This is a genomic window from Clostridium grantii DSM 8605, assembly GCF_900129965.1.
Lineage (GTDB): Bacteria > Bacillota > Clostridia > Clostridiales > Clostridiaceae > Clostridium_AF > Clostridium_AF grantii.
This window is the reverse complement of the sequence record NZ_FQXM01000036.1, coordinates 1-25,769: the sequence shown is the minus strand read 5'-3', so window position 1 is coordinate 25,769 and position 25,769 is coordinate 1. Positions and strand designations below refer to the sequence as shown.

Sequence of the window (25,769 nt, the reverse complement as noted above, 5' to 3'; positions counted from 1 at the left end):
TTTAATAAAAGCTTATCAGTACTTTCACTTATTTTTATTAAATCTACACTGGCACTAAGCAAGTTTTCTAATTCTAATTCTAAATTTAGTTCTTCATTTAAAGTCAAGTTTCCAATTACAAAAAAATCATAATCTGAATCTTCTCTAAAATCGCCTCTAGAGCGACTTCCAAATAAGCCAATAGCCTGTAAATTATACTTTTCCGAAATAGTCCTTATAAGATTTCTTGACTCCATATAATAAAACCACCCTCTTTTCTTCAACTACTTTAATTATACCCAAAGTTATCTTTCTTAACAATCCTATCCAATATTTCTGTGAACTGCACCTATTTTCTACGTTAACTTTAATTCTAAAAATTTGATATTACTGTTGGTTATGTTTTAAAGAAAAAATTTAAGTTATTATATTATTTTTTATTGGATATGATATAAAATAAGTGGTTTATCTGATAAAATAATAGTATGTTAATAATTTATGGTGGTGAAATAAATGAATATAGACTTACAAACACTAGATAAAATAAAGAATTTTCTTATACAAGAATTAAACCCTTACTTGATTTATTTATTTGGCTCAGCTAATAATGGTATTTTTCGTGAGCATAGCGATATAGATTTAGCTTTTTTAAGTAACAATAAATTTTCTCAATATGAATTATTTATAATTGAGCAAAAATTAGCAGATATTTTAAAAAAAGAAGTAGATTTAATAAATCTTAATGATTCTTCCACCGTTTTTAAAGCTCAAGTTGTTGGAAAAGGAGAAAAAATATATTGCTTAGATGAAAATAAAAGAATGAATTTTGAGATGTATACATTTAAGGAATATGCTTTACTTAATGAAGAGAGAGAAATTATAATGAAAAATATTACCAAGAGAGGTTCAGTTTATGGGGAATGATGTTATATATAATAAAGTAGAAACAATTGAAAGATGTATTTTTAGGATTAATGAAGTTTATAATAATACTCCTGATACCCTAAATGACTATACTAAACAAGATTCAATAATTTTTAATATTCAAAGAGCCTGTGAAGCAGCTATAGATTTAGCTATGCATATAATTTCAGAAAAAAAATTAGGTATACCTCAAAATAGTAGAGATGCTTTTGAAGTCCTTAATGGAAATAACTATATTTCAAAAGATTTAATGAATAAGTTAAAATCAATGGTAGGATTTAGAAATATAGCAGTTCACAATTATAAAGCTATAAACACTAATATTCTTGAGGAAATAATAGAAAAACATTTAGATGATTTAAAAGAATTTACTTTTATAATTCTTAAAAAAATCTAAATTTAACAAGTTCGTAGGCAAAGCCTCCTCACTAGGTTAACTGTGACTTAGGTAAAAATGTGAGTATGTATTTTTTCCAGGTACAACTGCTACAAGATAAAATAGCATGCAATAAGACAAAAACTTCTTGCTTTATTACATGCTTATTTTCTTAAAAAAACAATATCTTTTGACTCATCTCCCAATACTTCTTCAGTGAAATTTTAAATCCAAAAAGACTGTAAATATTTTTAAAATCTATTTCCAGTCTCAACTTTATATGAATACATCAAGCTATTTCTATTTTAAAATTGACTCAGTCCATTTAGGAATAATATCTCTCTTCCATGTAATTTTTCCACTGCTTATATATGCTAAATGTTTAAATCTTCTTGTGTTATCATAAATATTTATCTCATCACATATATCTAATATTTTTTTTAAATTATCCAATGACCTGTAATACCTTCTTTCTATTGTATCTTCTGGTATTCCATGTCCACCTTTTATCACTCTATTTTCTACCCTTTTTTTTGCGATATCAGGATTTTCTACTCCAATATAATTTACAACTATATAAAATCCATTTTCTTTTGCTCTTTTTATGTTTTTAATAATACTTGTACCCGATAAAGTAGTTTCTTGGTTAAATGATATATTGTTTGTAATATATTCATTTATAAGTTTTATTGCTTCTCTACCACATTTAAGTTGAATATTATTATCTTTCCAAGAACCTATTTTTATTACCATCTCATCTGTGTTTATTCTTTTTTCATCTTTATTTACTTCATAATAAATAGTCTTATATATAGAAGTTTTTCCAGCACCATTAACTCCTGCAAATAAAGTGTATGTAGCCATTATTTTTCTCCTATAACCCTTTCTTGTTTCTTTTGTATTACTATATCAGATAAAGCAATATAAAAATCTTTTTCCTCTTTTGTCTTCGCTTTTTTAAACATTTCTTTTAAATCATAGTATGAATACTTTAAAAATTGTTCATACAAATCGTTCCGTTCATCTGTTTTTCCCATAACATTTCCTCCGATAAACAATACTTTTATTATATTATAAACAAACCAATTCTAAATAGCAAGAATACAATGTCCAATCTTCTCCTAATACTCCATGAGTAAAATCTTAAATTCTAAAAAAAGACTGCAAATATTTTTTAAAATCAATGGTAAGATTTAGAAATATAGCAGTTCACAATTATAAAGCTATAAACACTAATATTCTTGAAGAAATAATAGAAAAACATTTAGATAATTTAAAAGAATTTACTTTTATAATTCTTAAGAAAATCTAATTATATACCCCTGAATCTAGCTTATAGACTAGCAAAATACCTTTACGTTTAAAAAAGCATAGGATTTTCTCCTATGCTAAATTTATTTCTACTTTATGTAGTTTTACTAAAAGTTTTATATCTTTTATAGTAACAGTTTCTGTAGTTACTCTACCACCATTACTTATTAAAAGTATTTTTTGACTATCCAGTTTTTTTACTTGTCTTATAACTCTTTCATCATTGCGTTCAATAAGGTAAATACCATTATTCACAAATTCATGAGTTATATGACATAAAGCTATATCTCCCTTTGCAATCCTAGATCCTATTAAATCGTCATCTTGAATCTTTAAAAATAAAACTTTATCCTTTGTAAAACCCTCAATTTTATTTCCTATAACTGGTAGTTGTCTTTTCTCTATAACTTTATTTAAGTCATAACCATATACAGGAATAGTTTTAAGCAATGAACCAAAAGCGTCATCCCAAACTTCATTAACTTGCTTTAACTCAACTCTGCTTGCTCTTTTTTCTTCTTGTTGAATTTCTTCCTGTTCTTCAAAATTCATTGTTATATCATTTAAATCTGTATTTAGAACTTTAGACAATTGCTCCATGATTCTATCATTAATAATCTTTCTACCAGATTCAACGTCTTTTATAAAACTTTCATTTACACCAATTTTTTTTCCTAATTGTTTCTCGTTCATCTTAGCATTAAGCCTTGCTGCTTTAATTTTATCACCTATTCTGCTCATAATTCCCCTCCGAATAGCTAAAATTAAACTGTTTCTGGTTGCGGATAAGTTTCTCCAAAAGTATCTACTGTTACTTCTTCCATAACTTGATCTTCTTTTGGTTTATCTCTGAAATCAGTTTTAACACTTACTATTTTATCTGCTACTTCTATTCCTTCAATTATTTTTCCAAAAGAAGCGTATTGTTTATCTAAATGTGGTGAATTCTCTACCATAATAAAAAACTGACTTCCAGCCGAGTCTGGCACATTAGTTCTTGCCATTGAAAGAACTCCTTTTGTATGTTTTAAATCATTTTTAAATCCGTTTGAAGTAAATTCTCCTTTGATTGAGTATCCTGGTCCACCAGTTCCTGTACCATTAGGATCTCCCCCTTGAATCATAAAACCTGGAATTACTCTATGGAATATTACTCCATTATAATATCCTTTTTGTATAAGACTAATAAAATTATTAACTGTATTCGGAGCCACTTCTGGATATAATTCAGCTTTCATAACTCCGCCATCTTTCATTTTAAACGTAACTATTGGATTCATTAAAAATACCTCCCTTTATTCATTTAGCAATTATAATTATAGCTATTGACCACATTACAACCGCTAAAAGGTAATTGCTTTATATTGCAATTACCTTTATATACTTTACCATTTTTTATAGTAGTATACTAATGATTATATCATATTATTTTCCATTGTCTACTTCTTTATCTTCATTCTAAAATGCTCAAATATAGATTTTAATTCAAGAATCTTGTAAACTTTCTTGTATATAATTGCACCACATACTAAGTTCAATATAAGGGGTATTCAATCTAATAATTATTTGCCCCCCTGGCAATAAAATTATTTGCTCCTCCAATAATGAATATATTCCTTGGTTTTTGGTATTAAAATTTTTAATTTTTAATGCTTTTATTTCTTCATAATTTAAGTAGGACTCTAGTGTTATTTTTTCATAAAACAAATCCTTGTCCTCATCTTCTAAATATATATCTATTGAAATATTGGTATTAGTTTCAATTATCAAACTATCTATTACAAGAATATCATTATTCAAAATAGGATTAATAATTTTTATAGTATTTATGTTTTCCCAACTTTTTTTTATAACCATTTTATTTTCTTTTGTTTCTTCTGAATATTCATCCTTTTTAAATAAAAAACCTTTCATTTTATCACCTTATTTCAGAAGTTTAAGTGAACTGTTCTATGTTCAATATGAATTTGAAATAGAACCACTCACTATTAATTTATTCTTATAAGACAACTTTAGTGAAAAGTTTAATATTTATTTTTATATACTCAAAAGTTTTTTACTTATATCTATTAATTCCTTATTCTCAGATGAATTATAAATTTTTACACTTCCAATTTGATTTTTACAATTTAATAAATCATTTTTAATTAATTGCCTTTTCAATTGTTTAACTGTACCTTCACTTCCATCTATTATAGGAATTTCTTTTCCTATAATTTGTTTTATTTCTTCATTTATAAAAGGATAATGAGTACAGCCTAAAACAATAGCACCTATTCCTTTTTCCATTAAATTTTCAAGTTTTTCAAAAAGATAAGATCTAATTTGTTCGCCACTAACTATTCCATTTTCAATAAATTCAACTAACCCTGGACATGGCAATGCTACAATAGTTGAATTTTCTTCGTATTTTTTTACTAATTTGCTAAACTTTTTTTCTGCCAAAGTCATAGGTGTTGCCATGATAATTATACTTCCTTTTTTATTCAACTCTACTGCTGGTTTAAGTGCAGGTTCTATTCCTATTATAGGAATATCCTTATAAATTTCACGTAACTCATCTATAGCCGCGCTAGTAGCAGTATTACAAGCAACCACTATAGCCTTAACTTTTTCCTTTATCAAAAATTCTACTGCCTCTATAGAAAGTTCTCTTACTTTGTCTTTACTTTTTGTTCCATATGGTGCATTTTTAGAATCTCCAAAATATATATATTCTTCATTTGGTAGCATTTTAATTGCTTCTTTCAATACACTTATTCCACCAACTCCAGAATCAAAAAATCCAATAGGCCTACTTTTCATATTTAACTACTTTGTTACTCCCAAAGTAGATTTCACCTCCTAAAAAAAACAATAAATTAATCTCATAATAAATTATACTTCAATTAATCCTGCAATACTACAGATTTTAATGTTAAATGACCTTCTTGTTGCATAAGTATTTATTTATTAAAATTTCATATACTATAGGTATCCTAGTTCAACTATTAATTTATACTTGTCCAAAATTCCTAAAAACATGGAGATTTTGTACAAGTATAAATCAAGTTTCACAGTGAGATCCCTATATAACAAAAATTAAATTGCATAAATTTCTTATTTCAAATTATAAAATATTTTATAATTTGATTAATTATTACTTCTTATATCAAAACTTTATAAATATACTTATTCTATTTTGATAATTTAATATTTTTGTGTTTTTTAGTTATTTTAAGCCATTTAAAACCTTTACATTTGCTTTCTTTATGCTTTTTGATATTTTTTATTGACAATACCTTACTTATGTTATAGAATTTTTATATAATTATTAATTAAAACATTAGTTTTATACCAATTAAGTAATTTTTTTATTAAAATAAATTGTTACACCAAATAGGGGGAGGAATATAATATTATGTTTAAAAATTTAGTGTTCACTATCAAGAAAGATCAACATTCTATTGAAGCTATCAGAGAAATTCTTACTGCACATCCAGAAATAAAATTTGTATCTATCATAGGTATAGATTACGCTGGTAATGATACAGATGAAAAAATTCCTGTTAGTATATTGTTAAATGATATCGAAGGATTCTTAAAAGGAGCTACTCAAACCGATGGTTCTTCAGTTGTACTTCCTGGAATTGCAACATTAAATAATGCAAAAGTTGATATGGTTTGTGACTTAGACGTTAACTGGTTTATAGATTATGACTATACTTCCGTTGATGAAGAAACAGGCAAACCTATTGGTACATTAAGAATTCCTTGTTTCCTTATTCATGAGGGAAAAGCTGTTGATTCTAGAGCGGCCCTTAAAAGATCTATTGATTTTGTTGAAAAGAATTTATTTGAAATGTTCAAAGAAAAACCTGATTTACTAGCTCCATATGGAATAACTGTAGATGATATTGAGCAAGTTGCTGCTACTGCTGCTACAGAATTAGAGTTTTGGGTAAAAACTCCAGAAGAGAATGCTCAAGTAGATGAACTTTCTACATCACAAGTACTTCAAGAACAATATTGGGCTAGAACAAAAGGTGCTGTTAGATCAGCTTTAGAAGAAATTTTATTACTTTTAGATAAATATGGTTTAGAAGCAGAGATGGGACACAAAGAAGTTGGTGGTGTTAAAGGTAAATTGGGTGAAGGTGGGGAATTCTCTCACATCATGGAACAATTAGAAATAGACTGGAAATATGCTGATGCTGTTCAAGCTGCTGATAATGAATTATGGGTAAGAATCCTTACTAGACAAACTTTTAGAAGATATGGTTTAGATGTAAGTTTCTTAGCAAAACCAATCACTGGTGTGGCTGGTAATGGTGAACATACACATTTAAGTTTTGCTTTAAAACTAAAAAATGGAAAAAGAATAAACTTATTTACTGCAACTGATACTACTCAATTCTTAAGTGTATTTGGTTATGCTTCAGTAATGGGTATATTGAATAACTATGAAGTAATTAATCCGTTTGTATCTGCTACAAATGATTCTTTAAGAAGATTAAAACCTGGATTCGAAGCTCCAGTTTGTATCGTTACTTCATTAGGGCATGATGCTGCAATTCCTTCAAGAAATAGAACAATTTTAATTGGTGTTGTTAGAGATCTTAATGCTCCTTTAGCTACTAGATTTGAATTAAGAGCTCCAAACCCTCATACAAATACATGGTTAACATTAGCTGTATTATTTATGGCTTGTAATGATGGTATAAACTATGCTATTTCAAACAATAAATCAGAAGCTGATTTATTAGCAGAATTATCAAAGAATGCTGGTGAAGAAGTTGGAACATACCTAGCTAAAGATAGAGCATATAGAAGTGAAGAAGATGTATTTGAAGATTATTCTGATGAAGAAAGAGAAAGATTATTCGGTAGAGCACCTGCTACAGTTTATGAAAATTTACTTGGATTCGAAAAATATCCTGAAAAATACTCTATTTTAACTGCTGGTGAAGTATTCACTGATAAAACTATTGCTTCTTTTAAAGATGGTGTTCAAACTAGATGGTTAGTTGAATTAACTGGTAGAATTATCCCTGAATATATGAGTGAAGTTAGAAGTTGCAAAAAAGTTGCTTGCAGTGATAGTTGTGAAATTGATGCTGCTAACTGGGAAGCTGTTCAATCATTAAGAGTAGAATTAATGAAAGATACAGTAGGAAGTAAATCTATTTTCAGCAAAATATGTGTTGCTGCTGATAAAGGGGATTACGCTACAGTTTCAGATTTACAAGTTTTAATGGATGCAAAAATAGAAACTTTAAAAATTGCATATGCTAACTACAAGAAAAACATTTTAGATTTATAGAGTATACGAACTTGGGATTTATCTTTTGATAAATCCCTTTTTTATATTGATATGTGTTGTAAATATACCCAATTTATATTAAACTTATATTAATACCATTTTTAGGAGGTGCTTTATGGATTTTAAAAATGCTGTGAATAAATTCAAAAAAACAGCTACCGAAACTGCTACAGTTGTTTCTAAGTCTGCAAAAGAAGGCTCTAAAAAATTAGTTGATAAATCTTCTGATTTAGTAGAATCCTCTAAATTATCTTTAAAGGTTTCTTCACTCGAAAGCGAAATCGATGCTTTATATACTTCTATTGGTAAAATCACTTATGAAAATTACAAATATGGTGCAGCTATTGATAGTTCTGTTGCTGATAATTGTTCTAAAATTGACGAAATAAAAACAAGTATAGAAGAAATTAGAATCAAAATCGATTTAATAAAAAATCCTACTGAATAATAATCTTTACAAAGCAAAATCACTGTAAATATTAAGTGTTTTTGCTTTTTTTATACTTTTAAGTTTTTTTTATGAAAAACGAATATTCTTTTAGCTTTCTTACAATACTATTATGTATAAAGAGATAAAGGAGAATATAAATGATATTTAATACATATAAATTATCCATTAAACAAAGTTTAACAATATTGTTAATTGCTATTACAGTTTTTTTAATTGGATTTTCAACTTATAGCATATTACCTATAAATAATATTAATTTTACTAGAGAGAAAGATATGCTAACAGTACCAGTTTCATTGAATCACAAGATTCCTTTAGAAAATAAAAATGAAAATTTAAACCTTATTTCAAATCTTGTATATGCTAATTCTACTAGCTCTCAGCTCATCAAAATAGCTATACTTAGCCAAAGATATCAAATGCTAAATCAAATGAACTCAAATAACTATAAAATTGAAGTATCCATTATTGAACAAAAAGTTTTAATTTATGAGGATAATAAATTAATTAAATCTATGATTTGTTCCACTGGAATAAAAAATAAAGATACTCCAGAAGGATTTTTTTATACAAATGGGAAAGGCGAATATTTCTTTAATTCAAAATATAGTCAAGGCGCTTTTTACTGGGTTAATTTTTTAAATAATATTTATCTTTTCCATAGTGTGCCTGTTGATATAGAAAATAACATTATTACAAGCGAATCTTTAAAACTAGGAGAAAAAGCAAGTCATGGGTGTATAAGACTATCACTTGAAGATTCCAAATGGCTTTATGACACCGTTCCTTCTTATAATACCTTAGTTTATATACACTAATTAATGTCCCCATCATTAATTACTGTTTTTAATTTTAGTACTTCATTTGATTTTTTTCGTTTTGTGATATAATTATTATATAATAATTATTATTTAGTGAGTTAAACTCCTTCATAAATGTTGATCATAATTACCCACAAAAGAAAAAGAGAGGATAGCCTCTCTTTTTCTTTATACTATTTTATAGTTCCATCTGTATTTATAACTACTTCTTTATAATTAACAATTTTTTCTGAACGTAACATTGCATTTTTAACTGATGTAACAATTCCACCACAACAAGGAACTGACATTCTAACAACAGTAATACTATTAATCTTATTTAGCTTAAGCAATTCAGTTAATTTATTTTCATAAAAATTATTATCATCTAATTTAGGACATCCTATCATAGTCACATGGTCTTTGATAAATTCTCTATGGAAATCAGCATAAGCATAAGCTGCACAATCAGCTGCTACTAATATATCTGCATTTTCAAGAAATGGAGCTCTTGTATTTATAAGATTTAATTGTACTGGCCACTGTCTTAACTCAGATTGTAATTCTATTTTCTTATTTTCTAATTTCATTTCTTTATCCTCCAATTTTTCTTCTCTATTAAATACTTTAACTGCACTACCTGGGCATCCGCCCCACTGCATCCTATACTATCACTTTTACTTTGTTTTGCTTTTTTTCTTTCTTCCATTCTTATTTTTACAGTTTCTTCATCATAATCCGCTGCTTCTCTTTCAATTATCTTTATAGCATCTGTAGGGCACGCTGGTAAACAATCTCCCAATCCATCACAATATTCATCTTTTACCAATATAGCTTTCCCATTTATCATTTCTATAGCACCTTCATGACAAGCATCTGTACATAAACTACATCCATTACATTTATTTTCATCAATCATTATAATTTTTCTTTTCATATTATTTACCTCCAAATTTAAAATTATATATTAATCAGCTTAATTATCTTTTAGTTGCACTTATCTTACCTTCTTATTATAATAAAAATAAGTAAGAAAATATGTAACATTTGATACAAATGATTTTTAATAATAAAAAAGGAGCTGAAAATATGCATGATTTTATAAATATTTTATCGAAATGCTCTTTATTTAGCGAATGGGAAAGTGAAAAACTAGATAAAGCAATAACAGAACTTAATTATAAAATAAAAGATTATACTAAAAATGAATATATTGCTTTTGAGGGCGATCCTATTAGTGGGTTAGGAATAGTTCTTGAAGGTTCAGTAGAAGTTCAAAAATGCTATCCTTCCGGAAAAACCGTTGCTATTAATAGGCTACATGAGGGTGGTGTTTTTGGAGAAGTAATTATATTTTCCAGTAAAAATGCTTATCCTTCCGCAGTTATATCTACCTCTAACTCCAAAGTCATGTTTATCTCAAAACAAGATATTGCAAAACTTTGTAAAGAAAATGATATGTTTTTAAATAAATTCATGTCTATTCTATCCAATAAAATTCTTATGTTAAGTAATAAACTTAAAAACCTATCTTATGAAACTATAAGGGGTAAAATAGTAAGTTTTTTATTAGAAGAGTATGAAGAACAAAAAAGTTTAATTATACAACTGAGGATCTCTAAAAAAGAAATTGCGGAACATTTCGGAATAACTAGACCGTCTCTATCAAGAGAGTTAATTAATATGCGGGATGAAGGCTATATAGAATTCGATAAAAATACTATAACAATTAATTCTATTGAAGATTTAGAATCCTTATCTATTGGAAATTAAAAAGCAGCTCTAATGAGCTGCTTTTCATATTATTATCCTAAGAATATTTTCATATCATCTTCTACAGTTGTAATTCCAGCTATACCAAAGTTTTCTACTAATACATTGGCAACATTTGGAGATAAGAATGCTGGTAATGTTGGTCCCAAGTGAATATTCTTCACTCCAAGGTGTAATAAAGCAAGTAATACGATAACTGCTTTTTGCTCATACCAAGCTATATTATAAGATATTGGTAATTCATTGATATCATCTAATCCAAATACTTCTTGTAATTTCATTGCAATTACAGCTAATGAATAAGAGTCATTACATTGTCCTGCATCAAGAACTCTTGGAATTCCACCAATATCACCTAAGTCTAATTTGTTATATTTATATTTTGCACAACCAGCAGTTAAAATAACTGTATCTTGTGGAATTGCTTTAGCAAAATCTGTATAGTAGTTTCTGCTCTTAGCTCTACCATCACATCCAGCCATTACGAAGAATTGTTTAATTGCTCCTGTTTTAACTGCGTCAACTATTTTATCAGCTAATGCTAATACTTGGTTATGAGCAAATCCACCAAGGATTTCTCCTTTTTCTATTTCAATAGGAGCTTCACAAGTTTTAGCTAACTCAATAATTTCTGAGAAATCTTTCTTGCTACCTTCTTCTCTATCACCAATATGTTTAACACCTTCAAATCCTGCTACTCCTGTTGTAAAGATTCTATCATTATAACTAGCTCTTGGTTTTACTATACAGTTTGTTGTCATTAATATTGGTCCATTAAAGCTTTCAAACTCTTCATTTTGTTTCCACCAAGCGTTTCCGTAGTTTCCTATAAAGTTATCATATTTTTTAAATGCTGGGTAATAGTGAGCTGGTAACATTTCTGAGTGAGTATAAACATCTACTCCAGTTCCTTGTGTTTGTTCAAGTAATTCTTCTAAATCTTTTAAATCATGTCCACTTATTAAAATTCCTGGCTTAGTTCCTACTCCAATATTAACTTTAGTGATTTCTGGATTTCCATAAGCTCCTGTGTTAGCTCCATCAAGTAAAGCCATTCCATCCACGCCATATTTTCCACATTCTAAAACTAATCCAACCATTTCATCCACAGATAATTCTTGTGTTGTTGATAATAATGCTTTTTCAGCAAAAACGAAAATTCCTTCATCTTTGTTTCCTAATACATAAGCATGCTTAGCATAAGCAGCTAGTCCTTTTAATCCATATGTTAATAATTCTCTTAATGATCTTACATCTTCATTTTCAGTAGTTAAAACACCAACTGTAGAAGCTTTAGCATCATATTCTGAAGCATCTGCAGTCCATACAGCTGAATCATGAGTTATTCCATCAACTGAAACTCCTGCTGCTACAACTTTTGCTTTTATATCTTCTCTTAATTCTAAAGCTGCTTGTACTCTAACTATAAAATCTGATCTCTTAAAGTTAGCATTTGTAATAGTTGCAAATAAACTTTCAGTTATAAATCTGTCTGTATACTCATCATTTAATCCTAATTTTCTTGCTTCAGTATTATAAGCTGCAATACCTTTTAAGCTATACATTAATAAATCTTGTAAATTAGCTACATCATCTGATTTACCACAAACCCCTTTAATTGTACAACCTGTGCATCCTGCTGCTTCTTGACATTGATAACAAAACATACTCATTTACATTACCTCCATTTTTTATTATTCATAATAACCTGCTGGCTATTTATTTTTTAATTTTGCTTACAAGATTATTATAGCTTTAATTCTATTACTCATCAGTAACATTTGTTACCATTAAAAAAAAATCACAGTATTAAACTGTGATTTTTTTACTATGATAATACAGTTAGCCATAAAGGTATTGTAATAACAGAAAATAACGTTGTGATAAATACTACCTTAGAAGCATACTCTGGTGCATTGTTTGTATTCTCAGCAAATATTGCGCAAAGGGTGCCTGTAGGCATAGCTTCAAGTATAATAATAGTATTTGCTATTATGGGGTCAATAGATAAAATCCTCATAATAATCATTGTTATAAAAGGCACTACGCCTAATTTAATTATAATTGCATAATACAAACTCAAATCCTTAACTATGTCTTTAACCTTAACTTCTGTAAGCATTGCCCCTATGATTATCATAGATATAGGGGTTGTCATATTACCTACCATCTCAAGAGTTCCCTGAATTACCGAAGGAACCGGTATGGAAAAAGCAACCCTTACAACCCCTATAATAACTGCTAATATACCTGGGTTTATTATTAAACCCTTTATGTTCTTTAAGCCCTTTTCTCCTGTATACAATGATAATCCATATGTCCATATAAATAAATTGAAATTTATATTGAATATAGCTCCATATAATACTCCTATTTTACCATAAACACTTAAAAGAATAGGAAAACCTATAAATCCTGCATTAGAGAATACTGTCATAAATTTCAATACAGCTTTTTTATCATTTTCAAACTTTAAAAATAAAACTTTGTTTATTATTATTAAAACTATAAAGATAAAAAATGAGGCTAAAAACACCACAGCCATATCCCCCATAAGCTCAGGCGAATATGTAAAATTAAAGGATGAGACTATTAACATTGGCAACGTTATTCTTAACAATATCTGAGTTAATCCTTTATTTATCTCATCATAAATAATGTTTCTTTTCCTAGCATAATACCCTACTATCATTATTGAAAACAATACCAATACTTGATTAATAATTTCTATATTCATAACATTTCTCCATTCTATTCCCAAAAAAATCAAAATCTATATTTTTGATTTTTTATAACAATTTTATTAGCCTTTTTATCATTTATATTTACTTTTAAAAGAATATATTGTGCTAAAAATCTTTCAAAAGGTAACCAACTTACATGGGTTGTAGGTATTATATATTTTTTTGCACCTTTAACTTCACTATATAAAGCAGTCCTTGAAATCAAAGGTAATGTTTCATCAAAAATTGCATCTATAAAAGTAATCTTATTTTTGTCCAATAAATGTGCATAAGCTATGGGATCAATTTTAAAAAGAGGATGAATCATATTACTACTTGTTAATTGTAATAAAGACATATTTCTCACTATATCTATCTGCTTATTATATATATCATATAATCTTTTTTTATCATTTAAGTAATATTTAGTTTCATATCCCTCTTCAAATAGTTTTCTAATAAACTTAGTAGAACTTGACTTATGAATGATTTTTGGCATATGTCCACCTGTAGTCATAAAAATCGTTTCGTTTATTCTTTTATCTAAGGATGTTACCATACTAGCTAACATTCCACCAAGACAATATCCAACCAAGCAATTATTTTCTTTCCAAACTTTTCTTTGTTGTAAGAAATCTATAGTTGAGCATACATCTACAACTGCATTCTCCCAAAATTGAAACATAGTAGTTATATCCGGCCATAAAAAACTTCTACCACTAACAGAATTATTTTCAACTCTTGTATAATTACCTGGTAAGATTACCACTGTAGAATTAACTCCTACAGTGGCAAGATGTGTACCCATCCATAATAAGAATCTAATATTCCTACTTCCTAAACCCGGTAAAATTATAACACTTGCTTTAACTTCTTCTTTAGGTCTAAAATCATATAATTGTACTTCTTCACACCCTTTTGCTGGATTACCGTAAGCAGTAGGAAATCTTGTATATCCACATCTATACAACTTTCCTTTAAATATATATCCATCTACAAAATCTATTTTCGCTTTTTTATATTCAAAATTTATTTTCATTATATCAGTACCTTTACAATTTCTTATAACATATATTTTATACTATGTTAGGTACTATATTGTAGTGATTTATATCCTTATTTTTCTAGCCACTTCTTCATAAATCTCTTTTATAGGAATATTATATTTGCTAGCCAGTGCCTTACAATCTTCATACTCAGCTTTATATTTAATTTCTTTTCCCTTGTAATAAGCAAATTTAACACTCACATCACCATATTCTGTAGATACAATTTTTATTTTTCTATTTAAACAAACTCTATCTATTACTTTTTTTCTAATTCCTAAGGTGGTAGTTTCTGTGAATATAATTTCTTCTATAAGTTCTTCATTTTGTTTTTTATATAAAACTGAAAACAAAACAGCAGGCCTATCTTTCTTCATCATTATTGGAACTTTAAAAACGTCTAAAGCTCCTACATCAAATAATTTTTCTGAAACATAATTATAAATCTCAGGATTCATATCGTCTATATTACATTCAGCCATATAAAGACAATCTTTTTTTTCTTCAGTTATTACTTCAGTTTTTTTTTAGCTAAGAATACTCTTAAAACATTAGGAATCTCTTCATCTTTATTCCCAATTCCATAAGCTGTTTTTTCAATTATAAAATCTTTGCTATCTGTAAACTCATCAACTAAAGATGCTAATATCGCTGCTCCTGTAGGCGTTGTTGCTTCATATTTAATTTTTCCTGATATAATAGGTATTCCAGTCAATATTTCTGAAGTAGCTGGTGCTGGTACCGGCATCAATCCATGAGCACATTTAACAAATCCTGACCCAACCTCTACTGAAGATGAAATAACTCTATCAATCTTTAAATAATCAATGCAAATTGCAGCACCAACAATATCTACTATGGAATCTGTTGCACCAACTTCATGAAAATGTACTTCATATAAATCCTTATCATGAACTTTTGCTTCCGCTTTAGCTACCTGCAAAAATATATTTTTACTTATTAGTTTAATATTTTCATTTAATTGACTATCATCAATTATTTTTTCAATACTTGTCAAATTTCTGTGTTCATGATTATGAACTTTTTTTTGCAGTTGACTATGCTCATGACTGTGTCCATGGCTGTGCTCAGCACCAGAACTATGCTTATGTGCATATTCCTTCATGTGCTCATTATTACATAAAATTACATCTACTTTTGTACCGCTTATACCCTTCCTATTATCTTTCTTAACTTGAATTTCAAATTCATCATCTATATTTAACTTTGATAATTCATGTTTCAAATACTCTGATTCTACACCTAAATCAATCATAGCTCCTAGATTCATATCTCCACTTATGCCCGCAAAACAATCATAGTATAATATTTTCATTTATTTTCCTCCTTTTACTAAACTATATAAACACCTAATAAATATTATAATATAATGGTTTTAATAATTCTATTTATATTCTGAACTTTTCTTATAATATATTAAAATTTATTGTATAAGTAAGAAATTCATGATATAATTCCTTTAGTGTATATACAGATGTATTGACTCAGTATGCATAAATATTTTAATTGAAGGTGATTAAATGAATAATATTAAATCTTTACTGAAAAAAGCATTTAAAAGGTACTTACTTGATGCACTAAGTGCTATGGCTTTAGGTCTATTTGCATCTTTAATTATCGGTCTTATTTTATCTCAAATTTCTAAAGTACCTGGCTTTTTATTTATCAAAGAATTTGCAGATATCGTATCTGCAAAATCTCCTGTAGTTGGTTCAGCAATTGGCGTAGCTATAGCTTATGGTCTTAAAGTTTCACCTTTGACCATGTTTTCTTCCGCTGCAACTGGTGCCTTTGGATATTCCCTTGGAGGTCCTGTTGGTGCTTATGTTGCTGCTGTATTCGGTGCTGAAATCGGCAAGCTTGTATCTGGCAAAACAAAAGTAGATATAATTCTTGTTCCATCATTAACTATAATAGCTGGTGGTCTTGCTGGTAAATTTGTTGGTCCAGGAATTGCTACTTTTATGACTAATTTTGGTGGATTAATTAATACTGCTACAACTTTAAAACCCATTTCTATGGGAATAGCTGTTTCTACCTTAATGGGGCTTGCTTTAACCGCACCTATTAGTTCAGCTGCCATAGCAATATCTTTAAATCTAAGTGGTCCCGCTGCTGGTGCTGCCACAGTAGGTTGTTGCGCTCAAATGGTTGGTTTTGCAGTAGCAAGTTACAGAGAAAACAAAACTTCTGGATTGATATCTCAAGGTATAGGAACTTCTATGCTTCAAGTAGCAAATATTTTTAAAAATCCAATAATCCTTATTCCTCCTACTTTAGCTGGAGCAATTCTTGGTCCAATAGCCACTTCAGTATTTGACTTGCAAAATATTGCCATAGGTGCCGGAATGGGTACAAGCGGTCTAGTAGGCCCTATTGGAACTTATACCGCAATGGCAGGTACAGTTTCTTCTGGATTATTAATATTTCAAATAGTATTATTAGAATTTATAGCACCCGCTTTAATAACAATCATAATCTCAGAATTTATGAGAAAAAAAGGTTGGATAAAATTCGGTGATATGCAATTAGATTTATAAAAAAAGATACCCATTATTTGGGTATCTTTTTTTATTATTTAAAGAAATCTTTAAGTTTATCTCCGAATATATCCCCTAAAGTTGTTCCTTCACTTTCTTGGTCATCAAGAAATTCTTGATATTCAGCTGGAACATTATCAGCTGCTTCTTTTATACTTAAGCTTATTCTATTACTTTCTCTGTCTATTCCAAGCACTTTAACTTTTACTTTATCACCAATATTAACTTTTTCAGAAGGATCTGCAATTCTTTCCTCTGAAATTTCTGATATATGAACTAATCCTTCAACACCAGGCTTAATTTGAACAAAAGCACCAAATTTAGCTAATTTCATGATTTTTCCTTCAAGAATTTCTCCTTCTTTTAAATCCTGGGATGCTTTCTTCCAAGGATTTTCTTTAACATCTTTTAAGCTAAGAGAAATTTTACCTTTTTCTTGATCTAAATCAAGAATGTAAACTTCTACTGAATCTCCTACAGAAACAACATCTTCTACATTTTTAACTCTTTCCCAAGATAATTGAGTTACATGAATTAATCCATCAACTCCGCCAAGGTCTACAAATGCTCCAAACTTTGCAATTCTTGTAACTGTTCCTGTTACCTTTTCACCTTTAACAAGAGAATTCCAAGTTTCTTTTTTCTTCTTTTCTAAGTCTACTTGCTCAATAACTTTTCTAGATAAAATAACTCTATTTTTTTCTTTGTCTACTTCAATAACTTTTACTTCTAAAGTTTTTCCTACAAATTCATTTAAATCTTTAACAAAATTAACTGAAAGTTGAGATGCTGGTATAAATGCTCTAATACCTTTAATCCATGCAACAACTCCGCCTTTAACCGCTTCTTTAATTTCTACTTCAAAAATCTCTTCGCTTTCCACTGCTGACTCAATAACGTCCCAAGATTTTATAGCTTCTGCTCTTCTTTGAGATAAAACAACAGTGCCTTCTCCACTATTAACTTTTACAACATAAACACTGATTTCATCTCCAACATTAACCTTTTCTTTGGCGCTAACTTCAGAGTCTCCTGATAATTCAAGATTGCTTATTACTCCATCTGAAATGAATCCTATGTTAACTAAAACCTCACTATCAGATACTGAAATAACTTTACCAGTTACTATATCTCCTGAATTTATTGGTTCCATAGATTTTTCGATTTCATCCATCATTTCATCCATTGAATTTATATTCTCTTCTGACACTTAAATCTCCCCTTTTAAATTATTTCGTACATTTTCATTCTTAATTATTATACCACAACTCAAGCTATTTTAATAAAGGTTTCCCTATTTATAGGGAAACCTTTATTATTTATTATTCTCAATTTCTTTTATAATTATTTTCTTTTATAATTATTTTCAAAATTTCTCATAAATACACATTTAATCAATATAAGTAACTTCTATTTCCTTACCAAGTTCTCTCAATACTTGCTCTAAATCATTAATTATCTTTAACTTTATATTTAATCCTAATGGGAAATCTGGATTTTGGTGTGCAGGATTAACTGCTTTACCTACCCAAAAATGTATATGAGTACATTCATTAATTAACATATTTGCTAATCTAGTAGCACCATCTTTTTCTTTGAATTTATATTTTATAGGATCTTCACTATAATGCTTTTTGTATCCTTTTATTAATTCCACTGCTTTATTTAAGGTAAGTACTCCTTCTGTAACTAAATTAAATCCTTCAATATAGCCAACCGGTGGAATATCCATGCCTAATGTTTCCAAATCAACCTTAACTTCTTTTTTTAATTCTCTAGCTACAATATTTGCTGTTGTACCGCCGCAAACCACTTTTTTACCATCACATTTCATCATTTTCTTTACTATCCTTGAATCATCATCTTTATCTACCGGCGGTCCTGTAAATAACTCCAAATACTCCGGATGCCTCATCTTAATAGTAAGTACTGTTGTATCATCTCCTGGTTCTCCAGCATAAAGATCATTACAAGTTTCTAATAATTCTTTTGTTAAATTAAATGAAGTCAATTCTCCACTTCTTATTTTTTCCATAAATTCGATTATATTTTCTCTTTGCCATCCTAAATTTAATAATCTACCTACACCTGCATGAACAGCCCCATCACTAATTATGGTTAGATAATCCTCTGGTTCCATAACAAAAGAACTTTGGTAAATGATTTTGCCATCTAGTTCTAGTGATGTTTTATTTACCTCTTTGTATTTATCATTATGTAGTAGCATAAATGGTGGATTATCATACTCTATAATATTTACTTCTCCCATTTTATTCACTCTAATAATAGTAAATGTAGAATATGCTACTTTTCTAACACTACATATAGGTAAAGTATTAGCAATAGTATCTACGGTTTCTTCTATAGATGCTCCTTGTTTTAGCATAGTAGCGGCAATCTTAGAAGTTAATGTAGCTAAAATATTTGCTTTTACTCCACTACCCATACCATCCGCTAAAACTATTATCATTTCATCATTAGCTTTTTCTACTTCAACGTGGTCACCGCAAAGCTCTTCTCCATGTTTGTTTAAACTTTCATAAGAAAAATCTATGAAATAACTCATTTAATATCACCATCTTCTTCTGATATTAATTTTTTCAACTTAGTAAGTGTAACTTTTGTTTCCGCCGTAGTTTCTCCTAGTAAGCTTGCAATTTCTTGTGCCACTCTCATTTGTTTCTCAATAACTTTTTGAGCCGCTTCCATAGTTTCTTCTTTCATATTTCCAAATTGAATTTTTCTTTTTTCCTCTATAGATATATCATTCATTATAATCATAAATAATTTTTCTTCTTCTAAGTAAATAATATTTTCTCTTATTGTCAAACCATATTGTGGGTATTTTACTACTTTACCAAATATAGTCTCTTTCTTATCATGCGCTTCCATTATATAATCATCATTTAACAATGTAAGTACATTTTTCTCTTTAAATGCATTATTCTTTAACATAAACATTCTTGCTGCAGTAGGATTGTATTCTTTTATAATTAAATTTTCATCAATCAAAAATATTCCATTAGGCGTATATTCAAAAATAATATTAGTCATACTTTCAGCTTTACTTCTCATATAAGGAACACACATTGTCATTTCTGACATTCCCGCCAAAACAGCTGTAGCTTTTTCCTTACAAGTATCATATCCACAAGCTCCACAATTTAACTCATCTGTTTTTTCCACTTTTCCCATTTGACTCATAACATTCCTTATTTGTTCATATGAAAAATCTGGTTTTGCTACTTCATTACTACTAAATTTTTTTCTTAAATCAAAACCTTCTATTTCATAAGTTTGAGTCTTAATGTTCTTAACATCTTTAGAAGAATATTTCTTAACTTTATTTTTTCTCACAAAAAGACCTTCCTGATTCTTAGGATTTCCTGGTCCGCCAATGCAACCTCCAACACAAGCATTTATTTCAACACAAACATTATTTAAATTCCCACTATCTAGTTCTTTTAATAATTCTCTACATTTATCTAGTCCATCCACTTTAATAAAATTGTAGTTACTATTTTCTTCATTAATATTTAATTGTGATATTATAGATCCTACTATTGGATAAGATCTTCCTTCCCCGTCACTTTGTTCATCAAAATTGGATGCTTCTAAATCTTCAATGCTTATTTCACTATGTTCAAACCATTGATTTACCTCTTCAAATGTTAAAACAGCATCAATTGCTTCTGAATTATCTATAGCTTCATATTTTTTAGAAATACAAGGTCCAATAAATACCACTTTTACATCTTCACCATATTTCTTTTTAATCATTTTACCATGTGCCACCATTGGCGATACTATTGGCATCATATATTTAATAAGCGAAGGATAATATTTTTCGATTAAATAATTGGTTGATGGACAGCAAGTAGTTATTATATTTTCTAAATTATTTTCATCAATAAATTTATTGTATTCCTTAGTTATCAAATTAGCACCTATGGCCGTTTCTTCTACAGCGTCAAACCCAAGTTTTTTTAAAGCTGTTACAAACTTATAAGGGTTATCCATTTTAAAGCTTCCTGCAAAAGAAGGTGCTATTGTAGCCACAACTTTATCCTTTGAATTTAATAAGTTTTTAACAATATCCATGTCACTTTTTATATATCTAGCTTCTTGAGGGCAAACTACTAAACAATGACCACACGCTATACATTTGTCCTCAATTATTTCAGCCTTATCATCTAAGATTTTTATAGCTTTTACATTACAATGCCTAAGGCACTTGTAGCAATTTTTACAATCATTGCTATGGAAATTTATAAGATTCATTTTAAATCCTCCCTAATACCTGTGAACTAAAGAATTCATATACATTAGCTTTATTCACTGAAAAATACTCATCTTCTCCAATTCTTACAGAAACAGCTTCAGTACATCTCCCTAAACAAAAGGCTGCTTTTATAATAACTTTGTCTTTCATATTATTTACCTCTACTAAATCGGTTATCTCTTTAATAACATCATAGGATCCTTTTAGGTGGCATGCGCTTCCAATACAAACGTAAATTATCATAACTTCACTCCTTCATTCCCATATTATGCGAATTCAACAAAAAATAAAATTTAGTTTATACGTTTATATTACTACTTTGTTAATATTTTATCAATATATTATTAAATATTTCTATTTAATCAAATTTTTATAGTTTACTGTTACTAAAATATTTATATTTTTTTACTCAATACTTTGATATAATAGGTATAATTTGATTAGTTTGGAGAGGATTAAATGTTTGTTACTCATTTAGGTGAAATTATTGCATTAGCTACTGCGTTATGTTGGACTATTACATCTCTTTCTTTTGAATCTGCTGGAAAAAAAATCGGAACCATGTCTTTAAATTTTATAAGACTTATAATAGGCTTTATTTTAATAAGCTTATATTGTTATTTTACTAGAGGGTTGATATTACCTATCGATGCTTCACTTCATAATTGGACATGGCTAGGCTTGTCTGGACTAGTAGGTTTCGTTATAGGAGATTTGTTCTTATTTCAAGCTTTTATCGAGCTTGGAGCTAGGATATCTATGCTTGTGATGGCATCTGTACCACCAATCACAGCATTAATGGGTTATATTTTTCTTGATGAAAAATTAACTTCATTAAATTTTATAGGTATGTTTATTACTATTGTAGGAATAAGTATAGTTGTTTTTCAAAAAAGCTCTAAGAAAATAGAATTAGTACATCCTCTAAGAGGTTTATGTTTTGCTTTTATAGGAGCTTTAGGTCAATCTTTTGGTATGATATTAAGTAAAATAGGCATGGACAATATGAATGCTTTTGCTGCATCACAAATAAGAATAATCTTTGCTTTACTAGGTTTTTCAATGTTATTCTTTTTTCTTAAGAAATGGAAGGCTGTTTTTAAAGGCGTGAAAAATATTTCTGCTATGAAAGCCTTAACCGTAGGCGCTATCTTTGGCCCCTTTATAGGAGTTTCTTTATCTTTAATGGCTCTTAATTATACTTCTGCTGGAAATGTATCCACAATAACTTCTATAGTCCCCGTTTTGATTATACCTTTCTCTGTAATTATATTTAAAGAAAGAGTTTCCCTAAAAGAGATTGCCGGCTCTATTATAACAATCTTTGGAGTTTGTACTTTGTTCTTATAATTTTGTTTTCACTTGACATAGGTTTTAAGTAAATATATAATCTATATGCATACGTAAAGGTTAATGTTAATTTTGAATAATCAAAACTTTCTTTATTTTTATTGTATTTAACGAACTTATTAAAATTAATACTTTTAATAAGTTCGTTCTTTATTTTTTATATGAATTTATAATTTGTAGCCTTATATACCGTTATCCTATCTACTTAACAAATGGGTCTAATAACATTCCCGGAAAATACAAGTATTTTTCTTCTGGCATTTTATTTATTCCAATTTTCATATAATCATGTCCATCTCTAGGTTTATCGCAATATGAATTAAAAATATAATCCCAAAAGGGCACACTAAATCCAAAATTAGAATTTGTTTCATTCCAATATACAGAATGATGTACTCTATGCATATCTGGCGTTATAATAATTTTTCTTAAGCCTTTATCCAACTTATTATATAATTTTATATTTGAATGATTAAACATAGCACAAGTATTAAGAATAATTTCGAAAATGATAACAGCTATTACTGGTACCCCTATAATATATATAGCTATAATTTTTATAAAAAGAGATATAATAATTTCTATGGGATGAAACCTAAAACCCGAAGAAGTATCAAGCTCAGGATCTATATGGTGCATTTTGTGAAACTTCCACAAAAAATTAAACTTATGAAAAACTCTATGCTGAAAATATATTACTAAATCAAGAATAATTAAAGAAATTATAATTTCAAAAACATTTGGTAATTCAAGTGAATTTAATACTCCATACTTATTTTCTAAAGATATTTCCGCCATTTTAATAGGAACTATAGGTATAAAAAAATAAACTATCATATTATTTAAAGTTACAATCAAAATATTGCCCAAATCTCTTTTAAATTTATTAACTTCAACTTTTCTTCTAGGAACAATTATTTCCAGAATAAAAAATAAAGCTAAAAAACTTATAAAAATTATTATTCTTATTTTTTCTATTTTCATAAAAACACCCCTCTCAGAAACAATTTAATATATTTAAAAAGGAGCCTATATAGACTCCCTTAACATTAATTTAAATTTATTAACTACAGCTTCCACCACAACTACCACAAGCATCTTCACTTTGGTTAGTTGGTGCAACTTTGAACCCTGTACCCATAAATTCTATCTTTATGTCGCCATGGTTTTCAAAAACTTCTTTTTCCATAACGAATTTGATTCCTTTAGAATCGTCTAATACATCATCGTCTTTTTGCTCATCCAGAGCAAGGCCAAAACTTGGGCCTCCTCAGCCAATACCTGCCACAAAAATTCTTATGTTTTCAGGTGCCTCAGCTTGACGATTTTCAACAGCAGATTTTATAGCTTCCATTGATTTTTCATCAATAACTACGTTCATATTCATTGTCTCACCACCTTTTAAAAAATTATATCATATTTACCCCCAAATGGTATAGTAAACTATGACCTTCTCAATTTAAATATAAAAATTTAATGACATCCACATCCACTTGCGTTTGTAGTTCCACAACCTCCACACCCGCCACCACATTTTGTAGTATCTTTAACTTGACTTAAGGGTGTAACCTTATATCCCTTACCTATAAGTTTTATTTCAAAATCACCATAGCTATCATATATATCTTTTTCTATTAAAAACTTTATATTCCTAGAGGTATCTTCAATATCATTTTCAGTAGTATTTTCTATAGATAATCCAAATATAGGACCATCAGAATCAATACCAGCCATAAAAATTCTAACCTTATTTTTATCAGCTTTCTGTTTTAGTTTATTCTCTATATCATTGTAAGTTTTATCATCTATTTTTACTTTCATTTAATCACCACCTTAGGTAAATGGTAATACTTATAAGATACTCAGTCAATAGCTACAAATAATTATTTTAATTCATTCATTTTTTCTTCTCGATTTTCTTGCTTTCTTTTCAAGCTTTTCAAACTATTTTTATCTAAATTATCCGAATTTTTTTCAATATACTCTTCTGTTGCTGCATAATTCTCTAATAAGTTTTCATATTCACTTTCCCCAAATGTTTCTCCAAAAACAATTTTATTCTTTAAATTTTCAACATCTCTTTTTCTTTTCTCTTGAATTTCTTTAGTATGCCTAATATTATCCGGTTCATTTATATCTGAATGTTGTTCTAGATGTCTTTCTGTTCTAGTATAAGCTTCTGTAGTACTTATAATTTCATCTATTCTATTTGCATTTTCTATTTTCTCATTCATTCTATCTATTCTTCTTTGTATTTCATCATTTTCACAACTCATAAAACACCTCCTTAAATTTATTTAGGATTTATATCTTATTTTTTGCTATTTTAATATTTTCATACTAATATATACTTTCCATATTTAAAAATCTCAAAAAAATAAATAACCATTCCCCTTATTCTTCCGGAAATGGTTATTTACCAAATTCTAATTCATTTTTAAATTCATTTTCTTCTATTAAAAACATTCCTTTCTTACTAGCTTTACCACAAATTTACTACAAATCCTAAAGCATTAATTCCTCTTTAAATCTTATAAAAATATCTAAATCCTTAACTCTTTAAAACCGACTTGCTTAAAAGCTTAATTCTTAATTCTTAATTCTTAATTCTTAATTCTTAATTCTTAATTCTTAATTCTTAATTCTTAAAACATTTACAATGGAAAATTTGAGTATACTTTTTACTTTTTACTTTTTACTTTTTACTTTTTACTTTTTACTTTTTACTTTTTACTTTTTACTTTTTACTTTTTACTTTTACTTTTTACTTTTTGTAAAACATTTTTTGAATTAGAATTTGTGGAAAAGTTATTTCTTTTCTTGTTTTTATTATAACATAAATATATTATAAAATCTATATGTTTTTTGAATTTTCTAAATATTTAGTTAAT

27 protein-coding genes and 2 pseudogenes are annotated in these 25,769 nt (G+C 28.2%); 9 read left to right on the top strand and 20 right to left on the bottom strand.

The features are described from left to right. Positions 1-236, bottom strand: a 236-nt coding sequence (locus BUB83_RS19250) for a nucleotidyltransferase family protein (protein ID WP_143160599.1), incomplete at its 3' end; no start/stop codon positions are given. A gap of 256 nt (positions 237-492) precedes the next feature. Here BUB83_RS19250 and mntA point away from each other — a divergent pair. Beyond that, positions 493-903: a type VII toxin-antitoxin system MntA family adenylyltransferase antitoxin gene (gene mntA / locus BUB83_RS19245; RefSeq protein ID WP_073340744.1), complete on the top strand. Its 411-nt coding sequence runs from the start codon at positions 493-495 to the stop codon at positions 901-903. Beyond that, entirely contained in the window at positions 893-1,300 is a 408-nt protein-coding gene (hepT, locus tag BUB83_RS19240) for a type VII toxin-antitoxin system HepT family RNase toxin (protein ID WP_073340743.1), read from the top strand. Before mntA ends, hepT begins: the two co-directional genes overlap by 11 nt. Before the next feature lie 279 nt (positions 1,301-1,579). Here the strand turns inward: hepT and BUB83_RS19235 are convergent, their stop codons facing one another. Both BUB83_RS19235 and BUB83_RS22265 read right to left on the bottom strand, forming a co-directional pair. Continuing rightward, entirely contained in the window at positions 1,580-2,143 is a 564-nt protein-coding gene (locus BUB83_RS19235; protein WP_073340742.1) for an ATPase, read from the bottom strand. Beyond that, on the bottom strand, positions 2,143-2,316 hold the full coding sequence (locus BUB83_RS22265; protein ID WP_200801503.1) for a hypothetical protein: 174 nt from the start codon (positions 2,314-2,316) through the stop codon (positions 2,143-2,145). The genes BUB83_RS19235 and BUB83_RS22265 overlap by 1 nt, the downstream gene beginning before the upstream one ends. Before the next feature lie 110 nt (positions 2,317-2,426). Here BUB83_RS22265 and BUB83_RS19230 point away from each other — a divergent pair, with 110 nt between their 5' ends. After that, on the top strand, positions 2,427-2,591 hold the full coding sequence (locus BUB83_RS19230) for a HepT-like ribonuclease domain-containing protein (protein WP_341465359.1): 165 nt from the start codon (positions 2,427-2,429) through the stop codon (positions 2,589-2,591). A gap of 71 nt (positions 2,592-2,662) precedes the next feature. Here BUB83_RS19230 and BUB83_RS19225 read toward each other — a convergent pair whose 3' ends face one another. From BUB83_RS19225 to murI, 4 genes are all read right to left on the bottom strand, one after another. Beyond that, positions 2,663-3,331 (bottom strand): S24 family peptidase, encoded by a 669-nt coding sequence (locus tag BUB83_RS19225; protein ID WP_073340741.1) that lies wholly within the window; start codon positions 3,329-3,331, stop codon positions 2,663-2,665. Between the two features lie 23 nt (positions 3,332-3,354). Continuing rightward, positions 3,355-3,870, bottom strand: coding sequence for a peptidylprolyl isomerase (locus BUB83_RS19220; protein ID WP_073340740.1), 516 nt, complete (start codon positions 3,868-3,870; stop codon positions 3,355-3,357). A gap of 205 nt (positions 3,871-4,075) precedes the next feature. Beyond that, positions 4,076-4,504: a hypothetical protein gene (locus tag BUB83_RS19215; RefSeq protein ID WP_073340739.1), complete on the bottom strand. Its 429-nt coding sequence runs from the start codon at positions 4,502-4,504 to the stop codon at positions 4,076-4,078. Positions 4,505-4,627: 123 nt separating this feature from the next. Beyond that, complete coding sequence (gene murI / locus BUB83_RS19210) at positions 4,628-5,395, bottom strand: glutamate racemase (protein WP_073340738.1); 768 nt, start codon at positions 5,393-5,395, stop codon at positions 4,628-4,630. Between the two features lie 595 nt (positions 5,396-5,990). Between murI and BUB83_RS19205 the strand changes: the two genes are divergently transcribed. From BUB83_RS19205 to BUB83_RS19195, 3 genes are all read left to right on the top strand, one after another. After that, on the top strand, positions 5,991-7,892 hold the full coding sequence (locus tag BUB83_RS19205; protein WP_073340737.1) for a type I glutamate--ammonia ligase: 1,902 nt from the start codon (positions 5,991-5,993) through the stop codon (positions 7,890-7,892). Positions 7,893-8,007: 115 nt separating this feature from the next. Further along, positions 8,008-8,340 (top strand): hypothetical protein, encoded by a 333-nt coding sequence (locus tag BUB83_RS19200; protein ID WP_073340736.1) that lies wholly within the window; start codon positions 8,008-8,010, stop codon positions 8,338-8,340. 140 nt (positions 8,341-8,480) lie between these two features. Then, complete coding sequence (locus BUB83_RS19195) at positions 8,481-9,161, top strand: L,D-transpeptidase (RefSeq protein WP_073340735.1); 681 nt, start codon at positions 8,481-8,483, stop codon at positions 9,159-9,161. Between the two features lie 176 nt (positions 9,162-9,337). Here BUB83_RS19195 and BUB83_RS19190 read toward each other — a convergent pair. After that, positions 9,338-10,080, bottom strand: a pseudogene (locus BUB83_RS19190) (ATP-binding protein). Positions 10,081-10,232: 152 nt separating this feature from the next. Here BUB83_RS19190 and BUB83_RS19185 point away from each other — a divergent pair. Then, entirely contained in the window at positions 10,233-10,916 is a 684-nt protein-coding gene (locus tag BUB83_RS19185) for a Crp/Fnr family transcriptional regulator (protein WP_073340734.1), read from the top strand. 32 nt (positions 10,917-10,948) lie between these two features. Here the strand turns inward: BUB83_RS19185 and hcp are convergent, their stop codons facing one another. The 4 genes and pseudogenes from hcp to larC form a co-directional block, all read right to left on the bottom strand. Further along, positions 10,949-12,589: a hydroxylamine reductase gene (gene hcp, locus BUB83_RS19180; protein WP_073340733.1), complete on the bottom strand. Its 1,641-nt coding sequence runs from the start codon at positions 12,587-12,589 to the stop codon at positions 10,949-10,951. 155 nt (positions 12,590-12,744) lie between these two features. Continuing rightward, on the bottom strand, positions 12,745-13,653 hold the full coding sequence (locus tag BUB83_RS19175; RefSeq protein WP_073340732.1) for an AEC family transporter: 909 nt from the start codon (positions 13,651-13,653) through the stop codon (positions 12,745-12,747). A gap of 29 nt (positions 13,654-13,682) precedes the next feature. Beyond that, positions 13,683-14,678 carry a dienelactone hydrolase family protein gene (locus BUB83_RS19170; protein WP_073340731.1) on the bottom strand — a complete coding sequence of 332 codons (996 nt, stop codon included), beginning with the start codon at positions 14,676-14,678 and terminating at the stop codon, positions 13,683-13,685. A 69-nt stretch (positions 14,679-14,747) separates the two neighbouring features. Continuing rightward, a pseudogene (larC, locus tag BUB83_RS19165) lies at positions 14,748-16,021 on the bottom strand (nickel pincer cofactor biosynthesis protein LarC). A 205-nt stretch (positions 16,022-16,226) separates the two neighbouring features. On the opposite strand from larC, the gene BUB83_RS19160 reads away from it, so the two are divergent. Then, a complete protein-coding gene (locus tag BUB83_RS19160; protein WP_143160598.1) occupies positions 16,227-17,246 on the top strand; it encodes a PTS sugar transporter subunit IIC in 1,020 nt (339 codons plus the stop codon). Positions 17,247-17,280: 34 nt separating this feature from the next. On the opposite strand, the gene rpsA is transcribed toward BUB83_RS19160, so the two are convergent. From rpsA to BUB83_RS19140, 4 genes are all read right to left on the bottom strand, one after another. After that, positions 17,281-18,456, bottom strand: a complete 1,176-nt coding sequence (gene rpsA / locus BUB83_RS19155; RefSeq protein ID WP_073340730.1) for a 30S ribosomal protein S1 — start codon at positions 18,454-18,456, stop codon at positions 17,281-17,283. A 180-nt stretch (positions 18,457-18,636) separates the two neighbouring features. After that, positions 18,637-19,812 carry a SpoIIE family protein phosphatase gene (locus BUB83_RS19150; RefSeq protein WP_073340729.1) on the bottom strand — a complete coding sequence of 392 codons (1,176 nt, stop codon included), beginning with the start codon at positions 19,810-19,812 and terminating at the stop codon, positions 18,637-18,639. Beyond that, positions 19,809-21,527 (bottom strand): [Fe-Fe] hydrogenase large subunit C-terminal domain-containing protein, encoded by a 1,719-nt coding sequence (locus tag BUB83_RS19145; RefSeq protein WP_073340728.1) that lies wholly within the window; start codon positions 21,525-21,527, stop codon positions 19,809-19,811. The genes BUB83_RS19150 and BUB83_RS19145 overlap by 4 nt, the downstream gene beginning before the upstream one ends. Before the next feature lies 1 nt (position 21,528). Further along, on the bottom strand, positions 21,529-21,771 hold the full coding sequence (locus BUB83_RS19140) for a (2Fe-2S) ferredoxin domain-containing protein (protein ID WP_073340727.1): 243 nt from the start codon (positions 21,769-21,771) through the stop codon (positions 21,529-21,531). A 216-nt stretch (positions 21,772-21,987) separates the two neighbouring features. Between BUB83_RS19140 and BUB83_RS19135 the strand changes: the two genes are divergently transcribed. Beyond that, on the top strand, positions 21,988-22,878 hold the full coding sequence (locus tag BUB83_RS19135; protein ID WP_073340726.1) for a DMT family transporter: 891 nt from the start codon (positions 21,988-21,990) through the stop codon (positions 22,876-22,878). A 201-nt stretch (positions 22,879-23,079) separates the two neighbouring features. Here the strand turns inward: BUB83_RS19135 and BUB83_RS19130 are convergent, their stop codons facing one another. From BUB83_RS19130 to BUB83_RS19115, 4 genes are all read right to left on the bottom strand, one after another. Continuing rightward, entirely contained in the window at positions 23,080-23,862 is a 783-nt protein-coding gene (locus BUB83_RS19130; RefSeq protein ID WP_073340725.1) for a sterol desaturase family protein, read from the bottom strand. A gap of 79 nt (positions 23,863-23,941) precedes the next feature. Then, positions 23,942-24,067 carry a hypothetical protein gene (locus BUB83_RS22815; protein WP_278336947.1) on the bottom strand — a complete coding sequence of 42 codons (126 nt, stop codon included), beginning with the start codon at positions 24,065-24,067 and terminating at the stop codon, positions 23,942-23,944. 284 nt (positions 24,068-24,351) lie between these two features. Beyond that, complete coding sequence (locus BUB83_RS19120; RefSeq protein WP_073340724.1) at positions 24,352-24,699, bottom strand: iron-sulfur cluster assembly accessory protein; 348 nt, start codon at positions 24,697-24,699, stop codon at positions 24,352-24,354. 62 nt (positions 24,700-24,761) lie between these two features. Continuing rightward, positions 24,762-25,154 (bottom strand): hypothetical protein, encoded by a 393-nt coding sequence (locus tag BUB83_RS19115; protein WP_073340723.1) that lies wholly within the window; start codon positions 25,152-25,154, stop codon positions 24,762-24,764. Positions 25,155-25,769: the final 615 nt, after the last annotated feature.

Coding starts and splice junctions, on each gene's coding strand:
- BUB83_RS19235 (WP_073340742.1), bottom strand. CDS start 2,143: ATGGCTACATACACTTTATTTGCAGGAGTTAATGGTGCTGGAAAAACT.
- hepT (WP_073340743.1), top strand. CDS start 893: ATGGGGAATGATGTTATATATAATAAAGTAGAAACAATTGAAAGATGT.
- BUB83_RS19215 (WP_073340739.1), bottom strand. CDS start 4,504: ATGAAAGGTTTTTTATTTAAAAAGGATGAATATTCAGAAGAAACAAAA.
- BUB83_RS19225 (WP_073340741.1), bottom strand. CDS start 3,331: ATGAGCAGAATAGGTGATAAAATTAAAGCAGCAAGGCTTAATGCTAAG.
- BUB83_RS19150 (WP_073340729.1), bottom strand. CDS start 19,812: ATGAGTTATTTCATAGATTTTTCTTATGAAAGTTTAAACAAACATGGA.
- BUB83_RS19140 (WP_073340727.1), bottom strand. CDS start 21,771: ATGATAATTTACGTTTGTATTGGAAGCGCATGCCACCTAAAAGGATCC.
- BUB83_RS19115 (WP_073340723.1), bottom strand. CDS start 25,154: ATGAGTTGTGAAAATGATGAAATACAAAGAAGAATAGATAGAATGAAT.
- BUB83_RS19200 (WP_073340736.1), top strand. CDS start 8,008: ATGGATTTTAAAAATGCTGTGAATAAATTCAAAAAAACAGCTACCGAA.
- BUB83_RS19170 (WP_073340731.1), bottom strand. CDS start 14,678: ATGAAAATAAATTTTGAATATAAAAAAGCGAAAATAGATTTTGTAGAT.
- BUB83_RS19175 (WP_073340732.1), bottom strand. CDS start 13,653: ATGAATATAGAAATTATTAATCAAGTATTGGTATTGTTTTCAATAATG.
- BUB83_RS19195 (WP_073340735.1), top strand. CDS start 8,481: ATGATATTTAATACATATAAATTATCCATTAAACAAAGTTTAACAATA.
- murI (WP_073340738.1), bottom strand. CDS start 5,395: ATGAAAAGTAGGCCTATTGGATTTTTTGATTCTGGAGTTGGTGGAATA.
- hcp (WP_073340733.1), bottom strand. CDS start 12,589: ATGAGTATGTTTTGTTATCAATGTCAAGAAGCAGCAGGATGCACAGGT.
- BUB83_RS19160 (WP_143160598.1), top strand. CDS start 16,227: ATGAATAATATTAAATCTTTACTGAAAAAAGCATTTAAAAGGTACTTA.
- BUB83_RS19205 (WP_073340737.1), top strand. CDS start 5,991: ATGTTTAAAAATTTAGTGTTCACTATCAAGAAAGATCAACATTCTATT.
- BUB83_RS19145 (WP_073340728.1), bottom strand. CDS start 21,527: ATGAATCTTATAAATTTCCATAGCAATGATTGTAAAAATTGCTACAAG.
- BUB83_RS19220 (WP_073340740.1), bottom strand. CDS start 3,870: ATGAATCCAATAGTTACGTTTAAAATGAAAGATGGCGGAGTTATGAAA.
- BUB83_RS19135 (WP_073340726.1), top strand. CDS start 21,988: ATGTTTGTTACTCATTTAGGTGAAATTATTGCATTAGCTACTGCGTTA.
- BUB83_RS22815 (WP_278336947.1), bottom strand. CDS start 24,067: ATGGAAAAAGAAGTTTTTGAAAACCATGGCGACATAAAGATAGAATTT.
- BUB83_RS19185 (WP_073340734.1), top strand. CDS start 10,233: ATGCATGATTTTATAAATATTTTATCGAAATGCTCTTTATTTAGCGAA.
- BUB83_RS22265 (WP_200801503.1), bottom strand. CDS start 2,316: ATGGGAAAAACAGATGAACGGAACGATTTGTATGAACAATTTTTAAAG.
- mntA (WP_073340744.1), top strand. CDS start 493: ATGAATATAGACTTACAAACACTAGATAAAATAAAGAATTTTCTTATA.
- BUB83_RS19130 (WP_073340725.1), bottom strand. CDS start 23,862: ATGAAAATAGAAAAAATAAGAATAATAATTTTTATAAGTTTTTTAGCT.
- BUB83_RS19120 (WP_073340724.1), bottom strand. CDS start 24,699: ATGAAAGTAAAAATAGATGATAAAACTTACAATGATATAGAGAATAAA.